The organism is Novosphingobium mathurense, from assembly GCF_900168325.1.
Classification (GTDB): Bacteria; Pseudomonadota; Alphaproteobacteria; order Sphingomonadales; family Sphingomonadaceae; genus Novosphingobium; species Novosphingobium mathurense.
The window spans coordinates 1-19,764 of record NZ_FVZE01000012.1 but is presented as its reverse complement, the minus strand read 5'-3'; the positions used below and the strand labels follow the sequence as shown (position 1 = coordinate 19,764).

Sequence of the window (19,764 nt, the reverse complement as noted above, 5' to 3'; positions counted from 1 at the left end):
TCAGTGGGCGCCGCTGTCTTTCAGCACCTGTCTTGTCCATGCCCCTTCGCAGTAGAGCAGTTCGCCTGAATCGTCTGCTTTCGCAGGACATGGACGGTGATCGGACGAGAGGTCGACTTCCCACGTCACCGGCCAGACTTTGGGACGGTACTGGTTGTTTAAACGCCACTTGGCAACTTCATCACGCCAATCGGGGCCATGCGCCATGTCATCGAGGGGCGCAGCGTAAGTGAGCGCGCCTGATGCCAGGAAAAGGAAGGTCAGGCCACGAAAGACCCATGTAAAGTGCGATGAAGCCCGCGTGGACATGGCGACCAGGCCAATTCCTATCAGCGTCAATGGAACGAAATTGTAACGCTGGGCCGCAGTCGACAAATAGACGACGCCGGGTGGAAGAGGGAGCATGCCGGCGCCGAACGTAACGGAGGCGACCAGCAATCCGGAGGAGACAAGCCAGATTGCAGGATCCTTACGGCTCCGTGATGCAAACGCCAGCAGCGCGGCGAAGTAAGCGAAAGCAAGCAATGTCGTGCCAAGCCAGACAATTCCCTGATCGCGCGAGGCTGCGAAAACCTGTACCCCGTAGAGATTCGCGATCGGAGCAGAGAGCAGTGGCATTACGCCGAGTCTGACGAACAGCAAATTCAACAGACTTACCGGATCGAGCAAGTCTCCGCGCAAGGGACTGGCCGTGTAGAAGAAAAGAAGTTGAATCGCTGCTGCAGTTCCCAGAAGGATGGACTGCGTGATGCGGCCGGCATCTTTGTCCGTCAGCGCGCGAAGGCAAAAGAGAGGCAACAGGATGATCGCTCCCGGCCCGCATAGCGGCGCAAGAAAGAGCAAAACTCCATAAGAAACTCGGGCGCGCCGACGAGCCGGTACATCGAGCGCGAGGATCAGGCCCACGCACAAGGCCAAGTGGAACTGGATATGCAGGACGTTGGCGAAAACCTCCTCCGTCATCGGACTGATCGCGACAATCAGTAAAGAGGCAATCACAGCCGATCTATTGTCCAGCCAAGTGCCTTTTCCGGTAAGGATCAGGGCTGCTGGCAAAAGCTGGAAAAGCGTAGCGATGCCCATGGTTGCATATGGTGCGTTTTCGAGGACGATCGCTCCCGACCGGACTAATGCGACTGTCAGCAGCGTGGATGCATTGGCAGCAAGGTTTGTGTAGCCGGCGAAAGACCGCCACAGCGCCTCGGAAGCCGGGCGATGCCATGCATAGCTGAAGAAGATCGTGCCTTCCTCGCAAAAGAACCGTCCAAATTGCCAGACTTGTGGCAAGCGGAGGACTATCAACAGCAGGAACCCTGCGAGCAGGATGAACTTCTGACCGGGACTGAAAGTATGGCTGCCGTCAGGGCTATAACTGGCAGGCCCGTTCCATGGCCTTGCGGTCCAGCTTTGGGCTCGTTTGGAAAGGTGCTTTGGAAGCAAGCGCTCACGCCTCTTGGAAAGTCGTATGGTCTTTTAGTGGCGAAGCCATAGATCCCTCGAACCGATACGTCGATCAATCGCAACAGGTTTTCAGGAAGCACGGCGCCCTCCGCCATGTCCCTGCGAGTTAGCCGCGGGCTCCGCGTGCTTTCGGGATCAGCAGGAATGCCACCAGATAGAGCAGGCCTGTCACGATAAGCAGGTTATTGTAGCCCGTTACCAAAGCGGAATACTCCAGACATCCGCCGACGATCGAACCGAGCAGGTTGATAGCAAAGGCGGATTGCGAGTCCGAGGAGCTCTGGAAGCGCTTCGCGAAGGCCACGTTGGCGAGGTAGATCGGCAGGAACGCCAGGATCGTTGCAGCCAGAAGGCGCGGAAGGAAGGGCAGGGGAAGCAGCCAGTCCGGACGGATTGCCCACGCCAGTGCCAACGAGGCGGCGATGCCTGCATAGATTACCGGCAGGGGCGGCGTGCGAAATTTGCGTGTCGTTTCGACTGCCGCCAGGACAATGACCAGTACGCCCGAGAAGACGAGGGCATTGACGAACCAGGTCGTCCCGAAAAGCAGGGCGAAAGTCGCCACGTTCTTGGTTTCCAGCAGCAGGAATGCCGCGCCCATGAAGAACAGGTCCGCATAAGGGCGCATCGGCCGCAGCGGTCCGCCCAGTGCGCGCACGGCGGCGATCGATGCCAGCAGGATGCAGATCAGCGTGACTGTGTAGAGCTGCGGGAATGCGCCGCCCTTGAAATAGAGGAATGGAGCGTCGTCGGTCGCGGGCTTGATGACTGTTTTGGGTGACTTGGGCGCCCAGACACCGGCGCAGCTCTGGTCCGCCTTGTCGACACCGACCGCGATCACCGCCTGAGCTCCGGAGAAGGTGTCGACGCACGGCGCGTGCCCGAAGGCCTTGGCCACCGTCCCTGCCAGTCTGTCGATCAGCCAGGTTTCGCGGTAATAATTGTACATGGCGAAGCTGCCGCCCGGCTTGAGATGCCGACGCACGGACTCCATCGCCTCCTCTGTAAAGAGGAACGACTCAAGCCGGATCTGGGAAGCACCGCTGACCAGTGTGAGAGAGTCAGGTAGCGCGAAGAGGATCAGGTCGTACTTGCGGTCCGTACCTTCCAGGAATGCACGCCCGTCATTGACGTGTCGCACCACGCGCTTGTCCGAGTAGGGACGGTCCGGATTCCGTTCCGCACCGATTTCCATGATGCGCGGGTCGATATCGACCGCATCGATGTGGCCTGCGCCTTCGGTGAGCGCGATGGAAACGTCCGATCCCGAACCTGCGCCGACGATCAGGACATCCTTCAGAGGATTGGAAGGGAGCCGCAGATAGGGCGTTTCATAGATCCGTTCGCCCTGTTCGAGCTTCCACTTCGCGGGAGCCATGAGCTGATGAGGTACGCCATTGACGCCAATCAGCAGCAAGCCCTGCTCAGGGGGGCCAACAGGTTCAGTCATGACCTTGTAGTAGGGCGACCAGCTGACGGACGGGTTCATCGTCTCCATCAGGAGTTTGCCGACCAGCACCAGGGCCCAGGCACAAGTGACGAGGCGGCGAGAGGGGCTCGCCAGTACGAGATAGACGAGAAACGCGATCGCGCCCCAGGCGACGGAAGGTGCATGGAGGAAGCTGAGCCCGGTGAAGGCTGCGATCCCGATCAGGGAGCCCATGAGATCGTAGCGATACGCGGTAAGCGGCGGCAGCTTGCCGAAGCAGCGTCCGACCACCTCGGCCGGTCCTGCCAGAACGATGGCGACCAGCACGAAAATGACCGGCAGGGCGAGCCAAGCCGGGGGACCGTTTACCTCGAGCGATGTGAAATAGATGATCTCCGAACCGCTCCGTTCGATCGTAACCGGAAAACGCAGGACGCCGGCGACAAGGATGCTGAGCAGGGGCATAGAGGCTGGCCAGATCGACCAGCTCTTCCTGCTGATGAGAAAACCGGCGCCGATTCCAAGGAAAGACCCGAGCAGGATGAAGTTCGAAAAGTAGGAGAGATGAACGACATTCGCGCCGAGCCAGCGGATCAGTGCAAGTTCAAGAAAGAGCATCAGGGCGCTGGCCAGCAGCAGGCGCAAGATTGTCCTGGACCTTTCGCCACCGCCAGCAAGCTCCGTTTCCGGCGGCCTGTCAGGAGGTGTAACATTGTCCATCAAGGACGGATCGGTCGGCTCGCCTTCGACTCTGAGCAATTCTGGTCCCCCCAATCCTTGCCTTGCCACGGATGGCTGCCCCATCGTCCAGTGCAGTCCCAGGAATGAGAGTTGTACCGGTCGATCTGCGACTTCCTGAAAAGTCGTATTGGCACGACAATAGTATATCGAAGGCAAAATTTTAGTTAATTTTAACTTTAGTTCCCTGTCGAACCTTATCGATTGATTTGTTTCGGTCCAACCATGTTTTCACCCTTGCTTTTCAAGCTGCCATTGCGGATTTGCGATAATCAATGGGTAAAATGCGAGGCGGGCGTACGATGATGTTGGAGGTGGGCGCCGTCTCGTCGCCAAAGCGCGCTGCTTGGCTGGCCGCTTTGTTCGCTCTTGTTGCGCTGGTTTTGCGCTGCTCGACTTTCGGCAATCCCAATCTCGGCGTGGATGAGCAGTTCTATCTGCTTGTTGGGCAACGGATGCATGAGGGGGCGCTCCCCTATGTCGATGTCTGGGATCGCAAGCCCTTCGGCCTTTTCGTCCTCTACTGGATTTTCGCCTTCTTTCCTGACCCGGTGCTTGCCTGTCAGTTGGGCGCAACGATGTTCGCAGCGGCAACGGCGTGGGTTATCTGGCGGTTGCTTCGGGATTGCACGCAGCCTCAGGGCGCACTGTTGGGCGGACTGGCTTATCTCGTCCTTCTGGGACCATTTAACGGTTTCGGCGGGCAAGCTCCTGTTTTCTACAATCTGTTCATTGCGACGGCGGCCATGCTGGTCTGGCGAGAGCGGATAGCGCCGCTCACCAACCGGGGGGTCTCCCGCATCGATGTCGCCATGGCGCTTTGCGGTCTGGCTATCGCGATCAAACCTACCGCCATGTTCGAAGGCGCATTCCTGGGCCTGTGGTGTGCCCTTGGCCTCTGGCGCCAAGGTCACCGCAGGGCCATGATCGGGCCGATCCTGCGCTGGATGCTGTTGGGCGCCATTCCGACGCTTGCCATCGGCGCAGCCTACCTGACGATCGGCCATGGTGACGAATGGTGGCATGCAATGGTCACGTCTTCGCTGACAAAGCAGGTCAGACCACCTGAGCAGTTGTCCTTCCTGAGCTTTGCCCTTGCAATGCGGATCGGCCCTGTGGTCTTGCTGGCCCTATGGGGGCTTGTCGCCATTCGAAACGAACGGCCTCTGCTGATCTTCTTGGGGGGATGGCTCATGGCGGCAACGGTAGGGTTGCTGGTGCTGCTGTCCTTTTTTGCGCATTATGCGCTTCCGTTATTGGTGCCGCTCAGCGTTGCTGCCGGTTTGGCTTTCGCTCGCGGAGGGGCAGGGCGTATCGGTTTTGCCGCACTGATAGCGGTCTATGCCTTATGGTATGACCCCACGAACTTCACTTTGAGCCGGCAGGCCAGGACGGAAATGGCACAGCTCTCCCAACTTGCTCAGGCGCACGATCGGGGAAGAGGCATGTTGGTCTTCGACGGGCCGTCATGGCTTTACGCGATGACCGGCGAGCGCTTTCTCTCGCCACTCGTCTTCCCCCAGCACCTCAATTCCGAGATCGAGCGCAACGTGAGCCATCTGGAGACCGATCACGAGGTCGATCGCATTCTGGCGGGACGACCGGGAGTAGTGGTCACGGCGCTTAGCCCACGCAATGAACCGGTAAACCGGTATGCGACCGAGCGCGTGTGGTCGTACATTGCTGCAAACTGCCACCGCGTCGGGGCCATCACACTGCATGAACGAGGTGATGAGGCTGCGATTGGTGTGTTCGGTGATTGTCACTAGGGTAGGCCACGGCTTACCCGCTTGTTGCGCAACCCAATTGGGCGTTGCTTCGTGGGTAGTCTCGAGGCCGTAGCATGTCTCCGCTGAGACCCGTCGTTTAGTATGGCTTTGACGAGAAGATCAAAGTTCTGAGGAGCTTCGTGACGGCTCGCTTACAATAAATTAAATTGCCTATTCGGCGCCGTCCATGAAGCTCTGGGCAATGAAGCGGCTCAATGGACTTGATGCTCTGCGCGGCATCGCGGCTGTGAGCGTTTTGCTCCACCACATCGGAATTGTCAGCCTCGGCATGACGTCGAACAATGCCTACCTTGCGGTCGATTTCTTCTTCATGTTGTCCGGTTACGTCATGGCCAGGACCTATGAAGGCCGTCTCGCTGCCGGACTGGGGGCGGGCAAGTTTCTGTTCCTTCGCTATGTGCGGCTATGGCCTGTCATGGCATTCGCTTTCCTGCTCGGCATACCAGATGCTTTGACAGGCATGGGCCTGACCGAAACCGCGGCCTTCGCATTTGTAGTTAACATGGCGCTTCTGCCTTATTGGGCTGCCTGGGCACCATATCCTTACAATGTGGCGGCGTGGTCGATCTTCTATGAGCTGGTCGCGAACCTCATGCATGCCGTGCTGTTCTGGCGGGTAAGGACAGGACTGCTGCTTTTCTGCGTCTTCGCAATGGGTGCCATATTCATTTGCAGGGGTTTGACTGCGCCGATCCTGCGCATCGACGGTATGGGAGCATTTGGTTTCGCGGGCGGATTGCCCCGGGTCCTGATGAGCTATCCACTCGGCATCGTGCTCTATCGCATCTGGAAGGATACGCCCCCGATCGGCATTCCGGCTCCGGTCGCATTTCTTACGATGCCCGCGGTCTTCATTGGGACGGAGCTGAGCGGCTATCACAACATATTCATCGACCTGGTTTTCATTCTGATTTTGTGCCCTGCCATGATGGCGGCTGCATTGAAGTGGGAGCCTCCGGTCGTCGCCACCAAGTTGGGCGGAATTTCCTTTCCATTGTATGCGGTTCACGTGCCGGTGATGACACTCATGTCGATTTCCGGGTTGTCGGTATTCCTCGCAATCCCGGCCTCTTTCATTCTTTCCGTCCTCGTCGATCGAGCGGTGAACCGTTTGCGGCGAAGCAGAGGGCCGATGGCGCAGTCCGAAGTCATGGCTTCGATGACACCGCTTCCGATTGAAGGGCACGAAACTGCAGGGGCCGGTCCACATAACGCGCATTCAGCTTGAGAGTTGATCTTCACCCTGCCTTGGAGACAGCCAGATCCGTTGACCGATGTAAGCGCTTGCGCATGTTCCAGCGGGGACATACGTTCGTCTGCGTCGGCAAATGGAGAAGTTCATGGCTTTCGGATACCTGCGTTGGCTGAGTTGCGCCGTCATCGCCGTATCGCAGGCCGCATGCGCGACCTCCGTCGGTTCGCCGGTTCTCGCCGAGAAGGCGTCAGTCACTGCAGCGCCGCTGGGAGGCGATGTCCTGTGGTCTGTCCGGGTTCCGGAGCGCTGGAACGGCACCCTGCTGGTTTGGAGCCGGGGCTATGCGAGGAAGTCGGGCGCGCCTGAAGCGGCTCCGGAGCGCGTGGTCGAGCCGCTGCTGGAGCGTGGATATGCTCTGGCGGGGTCGGATTACGGTTCGGGCGGTTGGGCATTGGCGCAAGCTGTTCCCGCACAGGCCCTCGTGGTGGACGCTTTCGCCCGCCAGTACGGCAAGCCGCGCCGGGTGATCGGTTGGGGCATGTCCATGGGCGGGCTGATAACCGGCGCTCTGGCCGAACAGGACAAGCCGCGCATCGATGGAGCCCTTGCCCTGTGCAGTTCGATCGGCGGTGCCGTCGGGATGATGAACATGGCGCTGGACGGGGCGTTCGCCTTTCGCACTCTGGTTGCCCCGGACGCAGGAATCCAGTTGGTCGGCGTGAAGGACGACATGGCCAACGGCCGCCGCGTTGCTGCAGCCGTCGCGCAGGCGCGCAAGTCGGCCCAGGGCAGGGCGCGCATAGCGCTGGCAGGAGTGTTGGCCGGTATCCCCGGATGGACGGGGCCTGACAGCCCGGAGCCGTCTGCCGACGACTTCGAGGCGCAAGTCGACGAGATCGCGAATGCATTCGCCATGGGCGTGATGCTGCCTCGGGAAGATCAGGAGGCCCGTGCCGGGGGACCGTTCTCCTGGAACACCGGCGTCGATTATCGCCGTCAGCTTGAACGATCCGGACGTGCCGCATTGGTGGAAGGCCTCTACCGCAGCGCTGGCCTCAGCCTCGATGAGGACCTTTCGCGACTGGCAAGTGCCAAGAGGATTTCTGCGAAGCCTGCTGCCGTCAGTTATATGATGGCGCACTACACACCGGATGCGAAACCGCGCGTGCCGCTCCTTGCCGTTCAGGCGATCGGGGATGGCATGACGTCCCCTTCGCTGCAGAGCGCCTATGGCGAAGTCGCGCCCGGCACCATGGTCCAGTCGCTCTACGTGCGACGCAGCGGGCACTGTGCCTTTTCGCAGGACGAGATACTGGCATCGCTGGATAGACTGGAAAGCCGGCTCGACACGGGACGGTGGCCGCACTCGCGCGCGCCTTTCATATCCTACGATCCGCCGCCGATGCTGCGAGCGTGTTTTCGCGGCCGCAGCTGCGACTAGCCGGGGTCAGTCGATCCGCTTCTTCTCGATTGTCCAGTCGGTTCCGCTGCACAGGCGGCAGTTCTGACCCTTGAACGTCCGTGCCGCTGACCTGTCCCCGCGCAGCTGCCATTCGAGCCAGTCGACCGCGACGTGAGCGACCGCGCCGCCCATCGGTTCGAAGAATGTGCCTCCGTGGCCTACCGGCAGGTTGAGCAGGATTGCGGGCACCTTTTCAATCCGGGAGAAGTCATCCACTCCGTTGGCATAGGCGATATCGGTCGGCCCACCCAGGATGTAGAGCGTCGGCGTGTGGAACCTGTCGAGCATGGCCTTGTCGACGTGCAGGCCTGCAATGGCTTGGACCCCGTTGTTGAAGATGCCCGAATTGTTGATCATGACCGTCTTCACGCGGGGATCGGGGGCCAGTTCTATGGCCTGCAGGCCACCGCAACTGTGGCCTGCCACGGCTATCTGGTCGATCGCGATGCGGCCGGAATAAGGGCTGTCCGACTTGCCGTTCTGGGCAATTGCCCAGTCGATTCCGGCGCGGACATCTGCAGCGGTCGTGGCAGGCGGCGGCAACTGGCCATCGGCGCCGGCGCCGCGGAAGGGCTTGCGGGTAGCCGTGGCCTGCGGGCCGCTGCGCCATTCGCCCGGCGCGATCACCAGATAGCCGTAGGAGGCGATTTCGGCGAGATGGAGCCGCGCACTGGCTCCATCGTCCGAACAGCCGCCGTTGCCCCACGCAAGAACCGCCAGTTTCCGGCCTCCCATCGCTGAAAGATCCTTGGGCCGGTAAATGACATGGCCGGGGAGCGAAGGGTCGGTCTCCATGATCGCGGGGAAGGGGCCGTCGCCTGCCGTATCGGGGATCGCGTCACGCTTCGCCTGGGCCGCCGCCATGTCGGCGGGACTGGGGTTTGCCCCTTCCTGCGCTCTTGCGGCAACCGTGATGCCGGTTGCGAGAAACAGGGCAACGAAAGCGGCTTTGCGTGTCGAAAGCATTGAAATACTCCAACTTCCAGAGGGCCAATTGCGCCTTGCAAGCGCTTGCGTAGAGATGTAGCATAGCTATAATTCATTACAATCGTCATGAGAGGGGAGAGGTCCGCATGTTCATGCGCTCAGCCATCAAGGTCGCGGCTCTGGCTGCTCGCGGTCATTCATGACGCAGCTTTTCCTCGCCACCGGAGACCTCGCGATGGATCGCGAGGTTTACGATGAAAGCTTCGTGGCGACACGCGATGCATTGCAGGCAGCCGATGTTACCTTCGGCCAGCTGGAAACCAGTTTTGCCGAGCGCGGAACGCGGCTTCCGCAGGCTCGCCATGCCGTGCTGGCAAGGCCTGACGGCGCGGCTGCGCTGGCGCGGGCGGGCTTCAATTGCATTTCGATGGCGGGCAACCATTGCATGGACTGGGGCGCCGAAGCGTTCTTCGAAACCCGCGCCAACCTCGATTCCGCAGGGATCTGCGTCGTCGGGGCAGGCAAGGATATCGGCGAGGCCCGCAGCCCGGCAATGTTCACGCTGGGCGATGGCACACGTATTGCCGTGCTCGCCTATTCCAGTATTCTGCCGCAAGGGTATTGGGCGGATGAACGCCGGCCCGGTTGCGCGCCGATGCGGGCCTTCACCGTCTACGAACAGATCGAGCACGATCAGCCGGGCACCCCGGCCCGCATCCACACATATCCGCATCGCGAGGATCTGGCCGCGATGGAAGCGGATATTCGCGCCGCGAAAGCCGAGGCCGACCTTGTCTTCGTCTCGCAGCACTGGGGTATCCATTTCGTGCGCGCCGAAATCGCCGATTATCAGCGCGATGTCGCCCGGGCGGCCATTGCCGCCGGGGCGGATGCGATCTTTGGCGGACATGCGCACATCCTCAAGGGGTGCGAGGTGATCGACGGCAAGCCCGTATTCTATTCGCTCTCGAACTTCGCCACCGACCTGCGCATGGACGAGGCGCATGCCGCTTCCAAGAGCTGGAACGAGATCCGCGTCCTGGCGGAAGAGTGGGAGCCGGACTTCGAAGGTCTCTACAATTTCCCGACGGCTTCGCGGCTCGGCATGGTCGCGCGGATCGAAATCGCGGACGGCAGGATGACGAGGGCAGGGTTTCAGCCGCTCTACATCGGCCGTGACGCGGTTCCCCGGTTTACCGCATCGGGCAGCGACGAGTTCGCGCAGACGCTCGACTACATGCGGGCCGTGACCGAGGAAGCGGGCCTCAATGCGCGCTACCGGATCGTGGGCGACATCGTCGAGATAGAGGGCGTGGCATGAAGCGCAGTCCCCTGCTTTCGGTCCCGCTCGAAGCGTGGGTCATGCTCTACCTGCTGAGCTACCTGCCCAACGTGATGGTCACCAAGTACGTCACGTCCGTGCCGCACGGCAACATGACGCGGCCGCTTACGGGTCTCGAGACGCTGCCTGCCTCGCTCATCATCAGCATGGTGCTGACGTATGCCTTTATCTGGCTTTCGGGCTGGCACCGCGATGCGAACGCCGTCACGATCGGCAAGGTCCGCGTGCCGGCACCGACGCGCTATACGCTGCTGTCGGGCATCGGAACCGCGCTGATCCTGTTCACCGTCCCCCTGTCCTTTACCTTTCAGGGGGTCAGCATCCCGTTCATCCAGCTGCTTATGCGCGGCGACATCCTGGTTATCGCGCCGCTGGTTGACATCATGTTCGGCCGCCGCGTGCGCTGGTGGAGCTGGACCGCCCTTGCCATGGTCCTGCTTGCGTTGTTCATCACGCTCGCCGACCGCGGCGGACTGAAGCTGCCGCCGATCGCGATCGTGACGATAGTGCTTTACACCCTGGGCTACTTCATCCGCCTCACGGTCATGACCAAGATCGCCAAGAGCGGCGATCCGGCTTCGGTCAGGCGCTACTTCGTCGAGGAAAAGATGATTGCGCTGCCCCTGTCGGTCGTGGCGCTGGGCCTGCTGTCCGCCTCAGGCATAGGCGGGCAGTCGGGTGAACTGGCCTGGGGCTTCGTCCGGATCTGGAGCGATCCGGCCATCTGGTCGCTTGCCTTCATCGGCGCCAGCCTGACGGTCATTTCCGTCATCTCCATCATCATCCTGCTCGATCCGCGCGAGAATGCCTATTGCGTCCCGCTGGAACGCGCGGCGAGCCTCGTCGCGGGGGTTGGCGGCACGATCCTGCTTGCCGCGTTCTTCGGCCTGCCTTCGGCGCGTCTGGCCGAACTCGTGGGCGCGGGAATCCTGATCGGAGCGATCGTTCTCTTGTCTGTCGCACCGCGACTGTCCGTATCGGTCATGAGAGCCAGAGCGGAAACGAACTGAAAGCCGATAGCCGGATCGGTGCGGGTCCGGCTTGCAAAAAGGGGAGAGGGAAAATGAAGCTTACTGTCGCGAAAAGGCTGGCTGCCTGCGTTTCCGCAAGTGCGGTGATGGCATCTCTGGCTGCTCCTGCGCGGGCTCAGGACGGTGAAAATTCGGCCGGTAATGCAAGCGCTGTCATAAATAAGGCGCCCGACGACAAGGAGATCGAAGCGATCATCGTCACGGGCAGCCGCATCCGCGGCGTCGCTCCGGTCGGCTCGAACGTCATTGCGATCGGCACCGACGAGATTGCCCGGGAGCCTGTCACCTCGACCAACGACCTGCTGCGCCGTGTTCCGCAGGTGGTTTCGCTCGGTGCCAATCGCAATGGCGGCACTGCGCAGAATGGCGCTGCCAATGCGACGCGCGGTGCAGGCATCAACCTTCGCGGGATCAGCACCAATGCGACGTTGCTGTTGTACGACGGCAAGCGTTTCCCGCCGCAGGGAACGCAGGGCCAGTACACCGACCCGTCGGTCCTTCCGGCAATCGCGCTGGAGCGCGTCGAAGTCGTCGCGGACGGGGCCTCGGCAATCTATGGGTCGGATGCGATTGCGGGCGTGGTCAATTTCATCATGCGCAAGAACTTCGACGGCGTCGAAATGCGCGGACGCCTCGGGATCAGCGACAGCAACTACGACGAGCAACAGATAGCGGGGATCATCGGCAAGACGTGGAATGGCGGCTCGGCCATGATCGCGGCCGAGTTCACGCACAATTCCGCGCTGAGAGGCACCGACCTCGACTGGTACCAGGACGACAACCGCTATCGTGGCGGGCGGGACCTGCGCACGACCAACTGCGACCCGGGTACGCTTTCGCTCGGGGGCAACACTTATGCGATCCCGGAAGGCGGGCTCACCTCGGCCAATGTCGGCACACTCGTGCCCGGCACGTCGAACAGGTGTTTCCTCAACGCGCAGGACACGGTGATCCCCAAGCAGAACCGCTACAACGTGGTCGGCAACATCTCGCAGGACCTGACGCCGGACATTCGCCTGTTCGCCGACGGGTTCTATTCCTACCGCGACGGCACGATTGCCGGGGTGAACACGATCAACGCCACGGTGCCGAGCACCAATCCCTTCTTCGTTTCGCCCGTCGCCGGAGCAAGTTCCGTCAGCGTCGCCTATTCGCTGGTGCCGAGCGTCGGGCCGGACTTCAATCCCTACCATGGCTCGTCATGGAACCTGATGGGCGGCATTGAAGCCAGGCCGTTCGGAGACTGGCGCGCCACGGTCTACTATGCGCACGGCGAATCCGAGGACGTCGCCGATCGCAGGCTCGGGATCAATTCGGGCGCCTTGGCCGCAGCGCTTGCCGACACCGATCCGGCGACCGCCCTCAACGTGTTCGGAGGACCGAACAATCCCGCGACCATCGCGGCGATCCGCGATCGCCTGTTCGTCATCACCGGCAAGACGCGGCTCGACGTGGTCAATGCGCAGATGGACGGATCGCTTTTCGAACTGCCCGGCGGCGCTGCAAGGCTGGCGGTAGGTGCCGAGTACCGCAAGGAATATACCTTCACCGACCTTGAGATCGGTTCGAGCGTTGCGGCCGCGCATATTGCAGATGGCGGATCGCGCAATGTGAAGGCGGTGTTCGGCGAGCTGTTCGTACCCATCGTGGGCGCAGGCAACGCCATGTCCGGTATCGAACAGCTGTCGCTATCGCTCGCGGGCCGCTACGAGAAGTACAGCGATTTCGGCCACACCTCGAACCCCAAGATCGGCCTGACCTACAAGCCCGTGGATGCCGTCACGATCCGGGGCAGCTACGGCACCTCGTTCAGGGCGCCCACCTTCACCGAAGTGTCGACCGTCGCGGGCGGTGCCGGTCTCTATTACGACCTGCTCCCGGGGGCGAACGGCAACCAGCGCGGTATCGGCATTGCCGGCGGCAATCCGGACCTCAAGCCCGAAACCGCAACGACGTGGTCGGTGGGCGGGGATATCGCTCCGGTGCGCGGCGTGCGCGCGACGCTCACCTATTTCCACATCGACTACAAGAACCAGATCCAGGCGCTCAGGGGCACGCCCGGACTGCTGACCAACCCGCTGTACAGTTCGTTCGTCATCCTGAACCCGACGGCAGCGCAAGTGCAGGACCTGATCGCTTCGGGCCTGCCGATCAACGCGCCTATCGATGAAACCAACGTGACCTTCATTGCCGATGGCCGGCGCCAGAATCTCGGGCGGTCGGTGGTCGCCGGGCTGGACTTCGGCCTCTATCTCGACTGGACGATCGGTGCGGTCGAATTCGATGCAAGCGCGCAAGGAACCTACTTCACCAAGTACGACTTCCAATCGGTGCCCGGCGCGGCGCTGACAGGCGTGCGCGGCACGATCAACTTCCCCCAGAAGTTCCGCTCGCAGGCCGATCTTGGCGCCCGCTTCGGCAAGTTCAGCGCCCGCATCGTCTGGAACCACCTCGACGGTTACGAGAACACCACCGTCACCCCGGTCCAGCAGGTCTCCTCCTACGACACGTTCGACATCAATCTCGGCGTCGACGTAACGAGCACCTTCCATGTCGGCCTTGACGTGCGCAACCTGTTCGACCGCGATCCCCCCTTCGTCGACACCCAGCGGGGATACGATCCGCAGTCGGCGAACCCCATCCCGAGGCTGATCTCCATGACCGCCGGGGTGAAGTTCTGATGCCCTTCGCGTCCCTCCTTTCCCTCTTTCTGGCTGCGGCAGGTTCTCCGCAGGCGGATAGCTGTGCGAGCCTGCGTGGCTCGCACGGAGCGGTGACGGTGGACGCGGCGGTGTCGATAGATCCGGCTCCGGATTGGATGCCCCGGCAGGAAACCTTCTACACGCCGGTACCGGTCAAGGTCCCGCTTTGCCGGGTAGAGGGGCGAATCGAAGGCAATATCGGCTTCGAACTCTGGCTTCCCGCGCAGTGGAACGGGCGCCTGCTGGGGGCCGGCGTCGGCGGGGATGCGGGCGTCTTCAACTACCGCGACATGAGCCTGCGCATATCGCAGGGCTTCGCGGTGGTGAGCACCGATAGCGGCCACAAGGCGGGGCAGGCGCACTGGATGGCCGATGCGAAGGCGCGAACCGACTACACGCACCGCGCCATTCATCTCACGACGCGCGCTGCCAAGGCGTTGACAGCGCGTTTCTACGGACGGCCGGCAGATCGGGCCTACTTCACCGGGTGCTCGGGCGGCGGGCGGCAGGCTCTCAAGGAAATGGAGACGTATCCGCAGGACTACGATGGCGTGATTGCCGGGGCGCCGGGTCCCTACATGCCGCTGCAGTCGGTGCGGATGCTGTGGTTTGCACTGGAACAGAAACGGCGGCCAGAAGCGGCGCTGACCAATGCCGACTGGCAACTCTACGAGACCCGCGTCACGCAGCAATGCGACGGTCTGGACGGCGTGCGCGACGGCATCATGGAAAATCCGGCCGCCTGTCGCTTCGATACCGTTTCGCTGCTTTGCAGGCCGGGGCAGACCGGCGCGTGCCTGAGCGCGCCCAGGCTTGCCATGCTCGATGCAATCGTCGCGCCGATGCCGGACGAGCAGGGCAACCCGATGGACAAGGGCCTGTTTCCCGGCGTGCGGACCCGCCCCGGTCCTCCGTCGCCCTTGCTGCGGGCGATGTGGGCGGACGGCGTTTTCGCCGATCCCGACTGGGACGAAATGACCTTCCGCCGCCGCGCGGATCTTGCCGCCGCCAATCGCAAGATGCCCGAATTGCGGGCCGACTCCGTCGCGATTGCGCCGTTCATCGAAGCGGGCAGCAAGGCCATCCTCTATCAGGGGTGGCAGGACCCTTCGGTCAATGCGGGCCCAACCATCGACTTCTACGCAGCTTTGGCGAAGGCCAATGGCGGACGGGAACGGCTTGCGCGCTCGGTACGTCTCTTCATGGTCCCGGGCATGTACCATTGCTGGGGCGGGCCGGGTGCCGACATCTTCGGCGCCTCCGCCCAGATGCCGGTGCCGGACGATCGCGATCCCTCGCATGACATGCTTTGGGCCCTGATCCACTGGGTCGAAGGGGGCCATGCACCTGCCGGCATCGTGGCCGCTCGGCAGGCAGGGAGCGAAGCTGCATTCACGCGCAAGCTTTGTCCCTTTCCGCAATCGGCTCGCTACGATGGCAAGGGACCGACCGATTCCGCCTCGTCATGGCAGTGCGTGGACGATCCGCTTCTCGAACGCATGATGGGATCTTAGGGTGCCGGGCATTCCCGATCATCCCGGCGACAGGCTGTGCCAGTGGGTTGCGGATCTCGCCTTCGGCGACCTGCCCGAGACGACCGTGGCGGCGGCGCGGCGCGTCCTGCTCGATGCCAGCGGGGTCATGCTTGCCGCCAGCGGGCTGTCGCCGGAAGTCCGCCCCTTCATCGCCCTTGCCGCCGGTGAGGGACCGTGCAGCCTTCTGGGTACAGGGAAGACGGCGTCGCCGCAGATGGCTGCCTTCGCCAATGGAGCGATGGCCCATGCGCTCGATTACGAGGATGCCTTCGACCGGGCGCCGGGGCACCCGAACGCCAGCCTGGTTCCGGCCCTGCTGGCTTTGTCGCAGAGCCTGGGGGCGGTCGACGGCGAACGGTTTCTGGTGGCGCTTGTCGCGGGCTGCGAAGTCTCGTGCCGTCTGGGGCTTGCGCTGCGAAAGCCGATGGAAGCGGGCGGTTGGTATCCCCCGCCGATCCTTGCCGGCATCGGAGCGGCCGTCGGTGCCGCCAGGCTGCTTGGCTGCTCGCCCCGGCAAGTGCGCAGCGCAATCTCGCTTGCCATGTGCCAGGTGACGATGCCGGGCGAGATCAAGCACAGCGCCGGCACAGTCATTCGCGCCGTCCGCGAGGCTTTTCCGGCTCAGGCAAGTGTCCAGGCGGCCCAGTTGGCCCGGGCCGACGTCGCGGGCTTCGAACGCCCGCTGGAAGGCACCGCCGGCTTCTTCGCGCTCTACGCGGGCGGAGAATTCGATCCACGGGCATTGGCCGGCGATCTGGGGCGGCGCTTCTGCATCGAAGAGCTGACCTTCAAGCCCTGGCCCAGTTGCCGGGGGACGCACCCGTTCATCGAAATGGCATTGGCCCTTCGCGACAAGCATGCCCTGACGCCCGAAGAGATCAGGGCAATCCATGTCGGGATAGACGATGTGCAGCGGATGCTGACCGAGCCGCCAGAGCGCAAGGCGGCGCCCGCAACCGTCATCGACGCGAAGTTCTCCATCCCTTTCACTGTCGCCTTGGCAATCGCGAGGGGAGGGGCGGGGCTCGACGACTTTTGCGCCGCTACGCTTGCCGATCCCTGCCTGTTGGCACTGGCGGGGAAGGTCGTGGCCGTGCCCGACTGGCAGAGCGGCTCCCATTTGCGGGGGGTAGGGGGATCGATCCGTATCGAACTGGCCGACGGACGGTCATTGTCCGCCGCGTGCGCGACGGCGCTCGGCAGCCCGGAGATGCCGCTCAGCGAGGCGCAACTGGTCGACAAGTTCATCGACTGCGCCGCGCGGGCGGAAGTTCCTTTGCCCCCTGATGCCGCCAACACCCTTGCGGACAGCCTCCTTACGCTCGAGACCTGCCAGGACGTTGGCCAACTGTTCGCCTAGGCTGCTCAGCCTTCTTGCGGCGACCTGCCGAAAATCGCAGGCTGGCCGGCAGGACACTGCCTACCGGATCCGTCGCATCACTTCTCTTCCTGTTCCCGATCCTCAAGGAAGTCCAAGGCGTGCTGCATGGCGGAAACCGCACTGGGCCAACCCGCATAGAAGGCGACATGCATCTTCACTTCCTTCAGCTCGGATTTGGTCACCCCGTTCTGCACGGCATATTGCAGGTGGTGGTCCAGAGCGGCGGGCTGGTAACTTGCACAGATCATGGCCACGGTGATCAGGCTTCGGTCCCGTGGGCTAAGGCCCTCCCGGTTCCATATCTCGCCGAAAAGCCTCTTCTGCGTGAAATCGATGAAATCGGGAAAGGTAGCCGCCATTCGTTCGCGCATGTTCGATTTTCCATCCACAACTCGGCCTCCTCTCTGGCCGGCTGAAGCAGAGGCAGTAAATGCCTCTGCCTGATGTGACACTGGTTGAGACATGAACGGCCTGCACCACGTCAGGGAAGCGGCAGCTGATCGGGCAGTTTCAGCGAACGGCTTTCAGCTTGAGGTCGGGGGGCGTAACGGACATCCGGCGTGTACGTGGGAAAGGCCGGCTTGGCCGGTTGCAGACGGGCAAGTTTCGGGAAGCTTGCATCGATCAACCGCCATTGCATCGGCGAAATTCAGATTCCCACTCAATAAGTCACAATTGAAATTTATATATTGCACTTTCTGACGAAATGAATTTATTTATTTATTTAAAAATTCCTCCACCTTACGACGTTCATTGGATTTATTTTTATGTGATTTTTCAATTAGACCTTTAATAATTCCACCATTTCTGGGGAGGCTATCAAAATAGCCATTACTACGTCGCATCAGCAATGCATGCTGTGGAAAAAATTCTTCAGATTGATTTACCACTTGGAAATCAAGACAGCCATCATTTCTACGCCCGAGCGTCACGTTTGCGTATGTGACAGCCTTGCCTTCGCGCCAGTCAAAAACCCTTAGGCGCGCGGACTCACCTGCTGCGATCCCCTTCATGAACGCTTCGGGATATGGAGCTCGATCACTCAAACCTCCCGATAATATTTCACCCGTCACCCCATCTGGGGAAAATTCGACGGTCAAATCTAGCCCGCTACCGCGAGTGTCTGCCTCAGAATTGCCGTCTGTAAGCTCGCCAACCTCAAATGGATCGACTTCACACTTTTCTACCAGAGCCCAATCGCCATTGAGCCTCTTGTCGACTGGCAGATAGACGCCAAGGCTCTCGGCGGCGATCGGCCCTTCCTTCATTGCACTATTTAATTGCGCCGGAAGATTGAGCAGCATTTGCATGCCAGCGACCACCCATCCTGAAACGGCAATGCTAACGGTCAGCCAAGACGGAATACGACGTCGACCAATTTCAGATATCGGACCCGTCATTACACCACCTTTGCCTCAAGCAAGTTAGAGCCTGACCCAAAAGTCCAATTCCATGGCGGCCCCTCGAAATCTGATCAGCTATTCCCTGCATTACTATAATGGGTGGCTGTCAAAAATAAATGACCGCTCTCGGGCATTAGTGGAGTAGCTGCGAACGGTGAAATGGGGCGCATTTATGGGATGTCGGACGGTGTTGGACGTATGAGTCAGTTTTTTACGTGGGGAGTGATTTCATGTCGAACGCGGAGGCGGGCGAGGTTGATCTTCAACCGATAATTGGTGCCCAAAGAGTCCTCAGGGCCCGTATCTCAGATGAGGAGTTAGATTCACCTATCCGCCGAATATTCCCTCTTTGGATGCTGCAGCGTGCGCTACGGCTTCGACAACTTACTCTGGTATCTCCTTCATTGTGGGAGGACCCCCGAGAAGACCCGGTGGCGAACTGCGCGATGACCCGCCTACGCGATGAGAAGGCTGGGTGTGATTTTCGTCAGACCTTCCTTGAGCACTATCTGGCTCCTGCTTGGGCGCAGAGCTGGTCATTTAACCCGGGGTCAGACACGCTCCTAAGAGCATATTCCCGCGTGCTTCTGGATGAGCTTGAAGGGCGGAATACTGACCCGCGCAATGAAGGTGTGACCGTTACTACGACACCTCGCCGACTAATGCGGGCCATGTCCAAATGGGCCAAAGACGGTGCGAAATATCACTTCGTGATAGCTCGCGCGCTTTATGGGTCCGAGGCGCAAATCCACGAATGGGTAGGCAACGTTGTGAGGGGCCCGCAGGGGCCAAGGTTTTTCCAGTCTGTCGAGGGGAGAGCTGATTCCCTGCTTTGGAAGCGTGATTATTTTCGCCATGAGGAAGAGGTTAGATTAATTTGTATTAAACGGGAGCCGACCGTAGACGAAGGCAAACTGAAGCATTTCCAGTTCGACCCAAACGAGACCATCTCGGGTATGAGCTTTGACCCTCGGTTGCGTAGATTTGAACAGTTAGAGCGCGAAGCGGTAGTTCGAGGCCTCGGTTACACTGGCCCTGTCACTGAGGACTCCGCATATCATCGGATTATTCTTGATATTCAAATGACCACTGAGTGGCCCGATCCTGCCTAGTTAGGTGAGTGAGGGCCGGCAGCGGAACGTCTAGTTTGGAGCTGGAATGTGGCGCTAGCTGCCACGAGCACGCCGCACTTAGCTACCCTTAGCAGCCCCTCAGCGCCCAAATCTCGCTCCACAGTAAGCGCGCATTTCGTAGCACGTTGCTTCCGGAGGCAGTGCGGCCATCATAGTTGACGCTGGACGAGACAGGCCACCGCAACGACGTCGGCGGGTCAGTCGTGTCTTTCGAAGTTGAATGGCAGCAGGTCGT

General features: G+C 61.1%; 14 protein-coding genes. 9 read left to right on the top strand and 5 right to left on the bottom strand.

Annotation, left to right across the window (positions count from 1 at the left end):
* Window positions 1-1,440, bottom strand: a complete 1,440-nt coding sequence (locus tag B5483_RS20700) for a hypothetical protein (RefSeq protein WP_139384098.1) — start codon at window positions 1,438-1,440, stop codon at window positions 1-3.
* 127 nt (window positions 1,441-1,567) lie between these two features.
* On the bottom strand, window positions 1,568-3,610 hold the full coding sequence (locus B5483_RS20695; RefSeq protein ID WP_245829474.1) for a spermine/spermidine synthase domain-containing protein: 2,043 nt from the start codon (window positions 3,608-3,610) through the stop codon (window positions 1,568-1,570).
* A 320-nt stretch (window positions 3,611-3,930) separates the two neighbouring features.
* Between B5483_RS20695 and B5483_RS20690 the strand changes: the two genes are divergently transcribed.
* From B5483_RS20690 to B5483_RS20680, 3 genes are all read left to right on the top strand, one after another.
* Window positions 3,931-5,397 (top strand): hypothetical protein, encoded by a 1,467-nt coding sequence (locus tag B5483_RS20690; RefSeq protein ID WP_139384097.1) that lies wholly within the window; start codon window positions 3,931-3,933, stop codon window positions 5,395-5,397.
* A gap of 187 nt (window positions 5,398-5,584) precedes the next feature.
* Window positions 5,585-6,646 (top strand): acyltransferase family protein, encoded by a 1,062-nt coding sequence (locus B5483_RS20685; protein ID WP_245829472.1) that lies wholly within the window; start codon window positions 5,585-5,587, stop codon window positions 6,644-6,646.
* Window positions 6,647-6,758: 112 nt separating this feature from the next.
* A complete protein-coding gene (locus tag B5483_RS20680) occupies window positions 6,759-8,054 on the top strand; it encodes an alpha/beta fold hydrolase (RefSeq protein WP_079731842.1) in 1,296 nt (431 codons plus the stop codon).
* Between the two features lie 6 nt (window positions 8,055-8,060).
* Here B5483_RS20680 and B5483_RS20675 read toward each other — a convergent pair whose 3' ends face one another.
* Window positions 8,061-9,041, bottom strand: coding sequence for an alpha/beta hydrolase (locus tag B5483_RS20675; protein ID WP_245829470.1), 981 nt, complete (start codon window positions 9,039-9,041; stop codon window positions 8,061-8,063).
* Window positions 9,042-9,201: 160 nt separating this feature from the next.
* Here B5483_RS20675 and B5483_RS20670 point away from each other — a divergent pair, with 160 nt between their 5' ends.
* Genes B5483_RS20670 through B5483_RS20650 form a run of 5 tightly spaced genes read left to right on the top strand, consistent with a single transcriptional unit; the run spans window position 9,202 to window position 16,972 of the window.
* Window positions 9,202-10,323: a CapA family protein gene (locus B5483_RS20670; RefSeq protein WP_079731812.1), complete on the top strand. Its 1,122-nt coding sequence runs from the start codon at window positions 9,202-9,204 to the stop codon at window positions 10,321-10,323.
* Complete coding sequence (locus B5483_RS20665) at window positions 10,320-11,354, top strand: hypothetical protein (protein WP_079731811.1); 1,035 nt, start codon at window positions 10,320-10,322, stop codon at window positions 11,352-11,354. The genes B5483_RS20670 and B5483_RS20665 overlap by 4 nt, the downstream gene beginning before the upstream one ends.
* A 53-nt stretch (window positions 11,355-11,407) precedes the next feature.
* Entirely contained in the window at window positions 11,408-14,056 is a 2,649-nt protein-coding gene (locus B5483_RS20660) for a TonB-dependent receptor (RefSeq protein WP_245829468.1), read from the top strand.
* Window positions 14,056-15,591 carry a tannase/feruloyl esterase family alpha/beta hydrolase gene (locus tag B5483_RS20655; protein WP_245829466.1) on the top strand — a complete coding sequence of 512 codons (1,536 nt, stop codon included), beginning with the start codon at window positions 14,056-14,058 and terminating at the stop codon, window positions 15,589-15,591. Before B5483_RS20660 ends, B5483_RS20655 begins: the two co-directional genes overlap by 1 nt.
* A 1-nt stretch (window position 15,592) precedes the next feature.
* Window positions 15,593-16,972 (top strand): MmgE/PrpD family protein, encoded by a 1,380-nt coding sequence (locus B5483_RS20650; protein ID WP_079731810.1) that lies wholly within the window; start codon window positions 15,593-15,595, stop codon window positions 16,970-16,972.
* Between the two features lie 77 nt (window positions 16,973-17,049).
* Here B5483_RS20650 and B5483_RS20645 read toward each other — a convergent pair whose 3' ends face one another.
* A complete protein-coding gene (locus B5483_RS20645; RefSeq protein ID WP_139384096.1) occupies window positions 17,050-17,364 on the bottom strand; it encodes a carboxymuconolactone decarboxylase family protein in 315 nt (104 codons plus the stop codon).
* Between the two features lie 345 nt (window positions 17,365-17,709).
* The gene (locus B5483_RS22995; protein WP_139384095.1) at window positions 17,710-18,393 is read right to left on the bottom strand and encodes a hypothetical protein; all 684 of its coding nucleotides are present in this window, start codon (window positions 18,391-18,393) and stop codon (window positions 17,710-17,712) included.
* A 449-nt stretch (window positions 18,394-18,842) separates the two neighbouring features.
* Here B5483_RS22995 and B5483_RS20640 point away from each other — a divergent pair, with 449 nt between their 5' ends.
* A complete protein-coding gene (locus B5483_RS20640; protein ID WP_139384094.1) occupies window positions 18,843-19,508 on the top strand; it encodes a hypothetical protein in 666 nt (221 codons plus the stop codon).
* Window positions 19,509-19,764 lie beyond the last annotated feature (256 nt).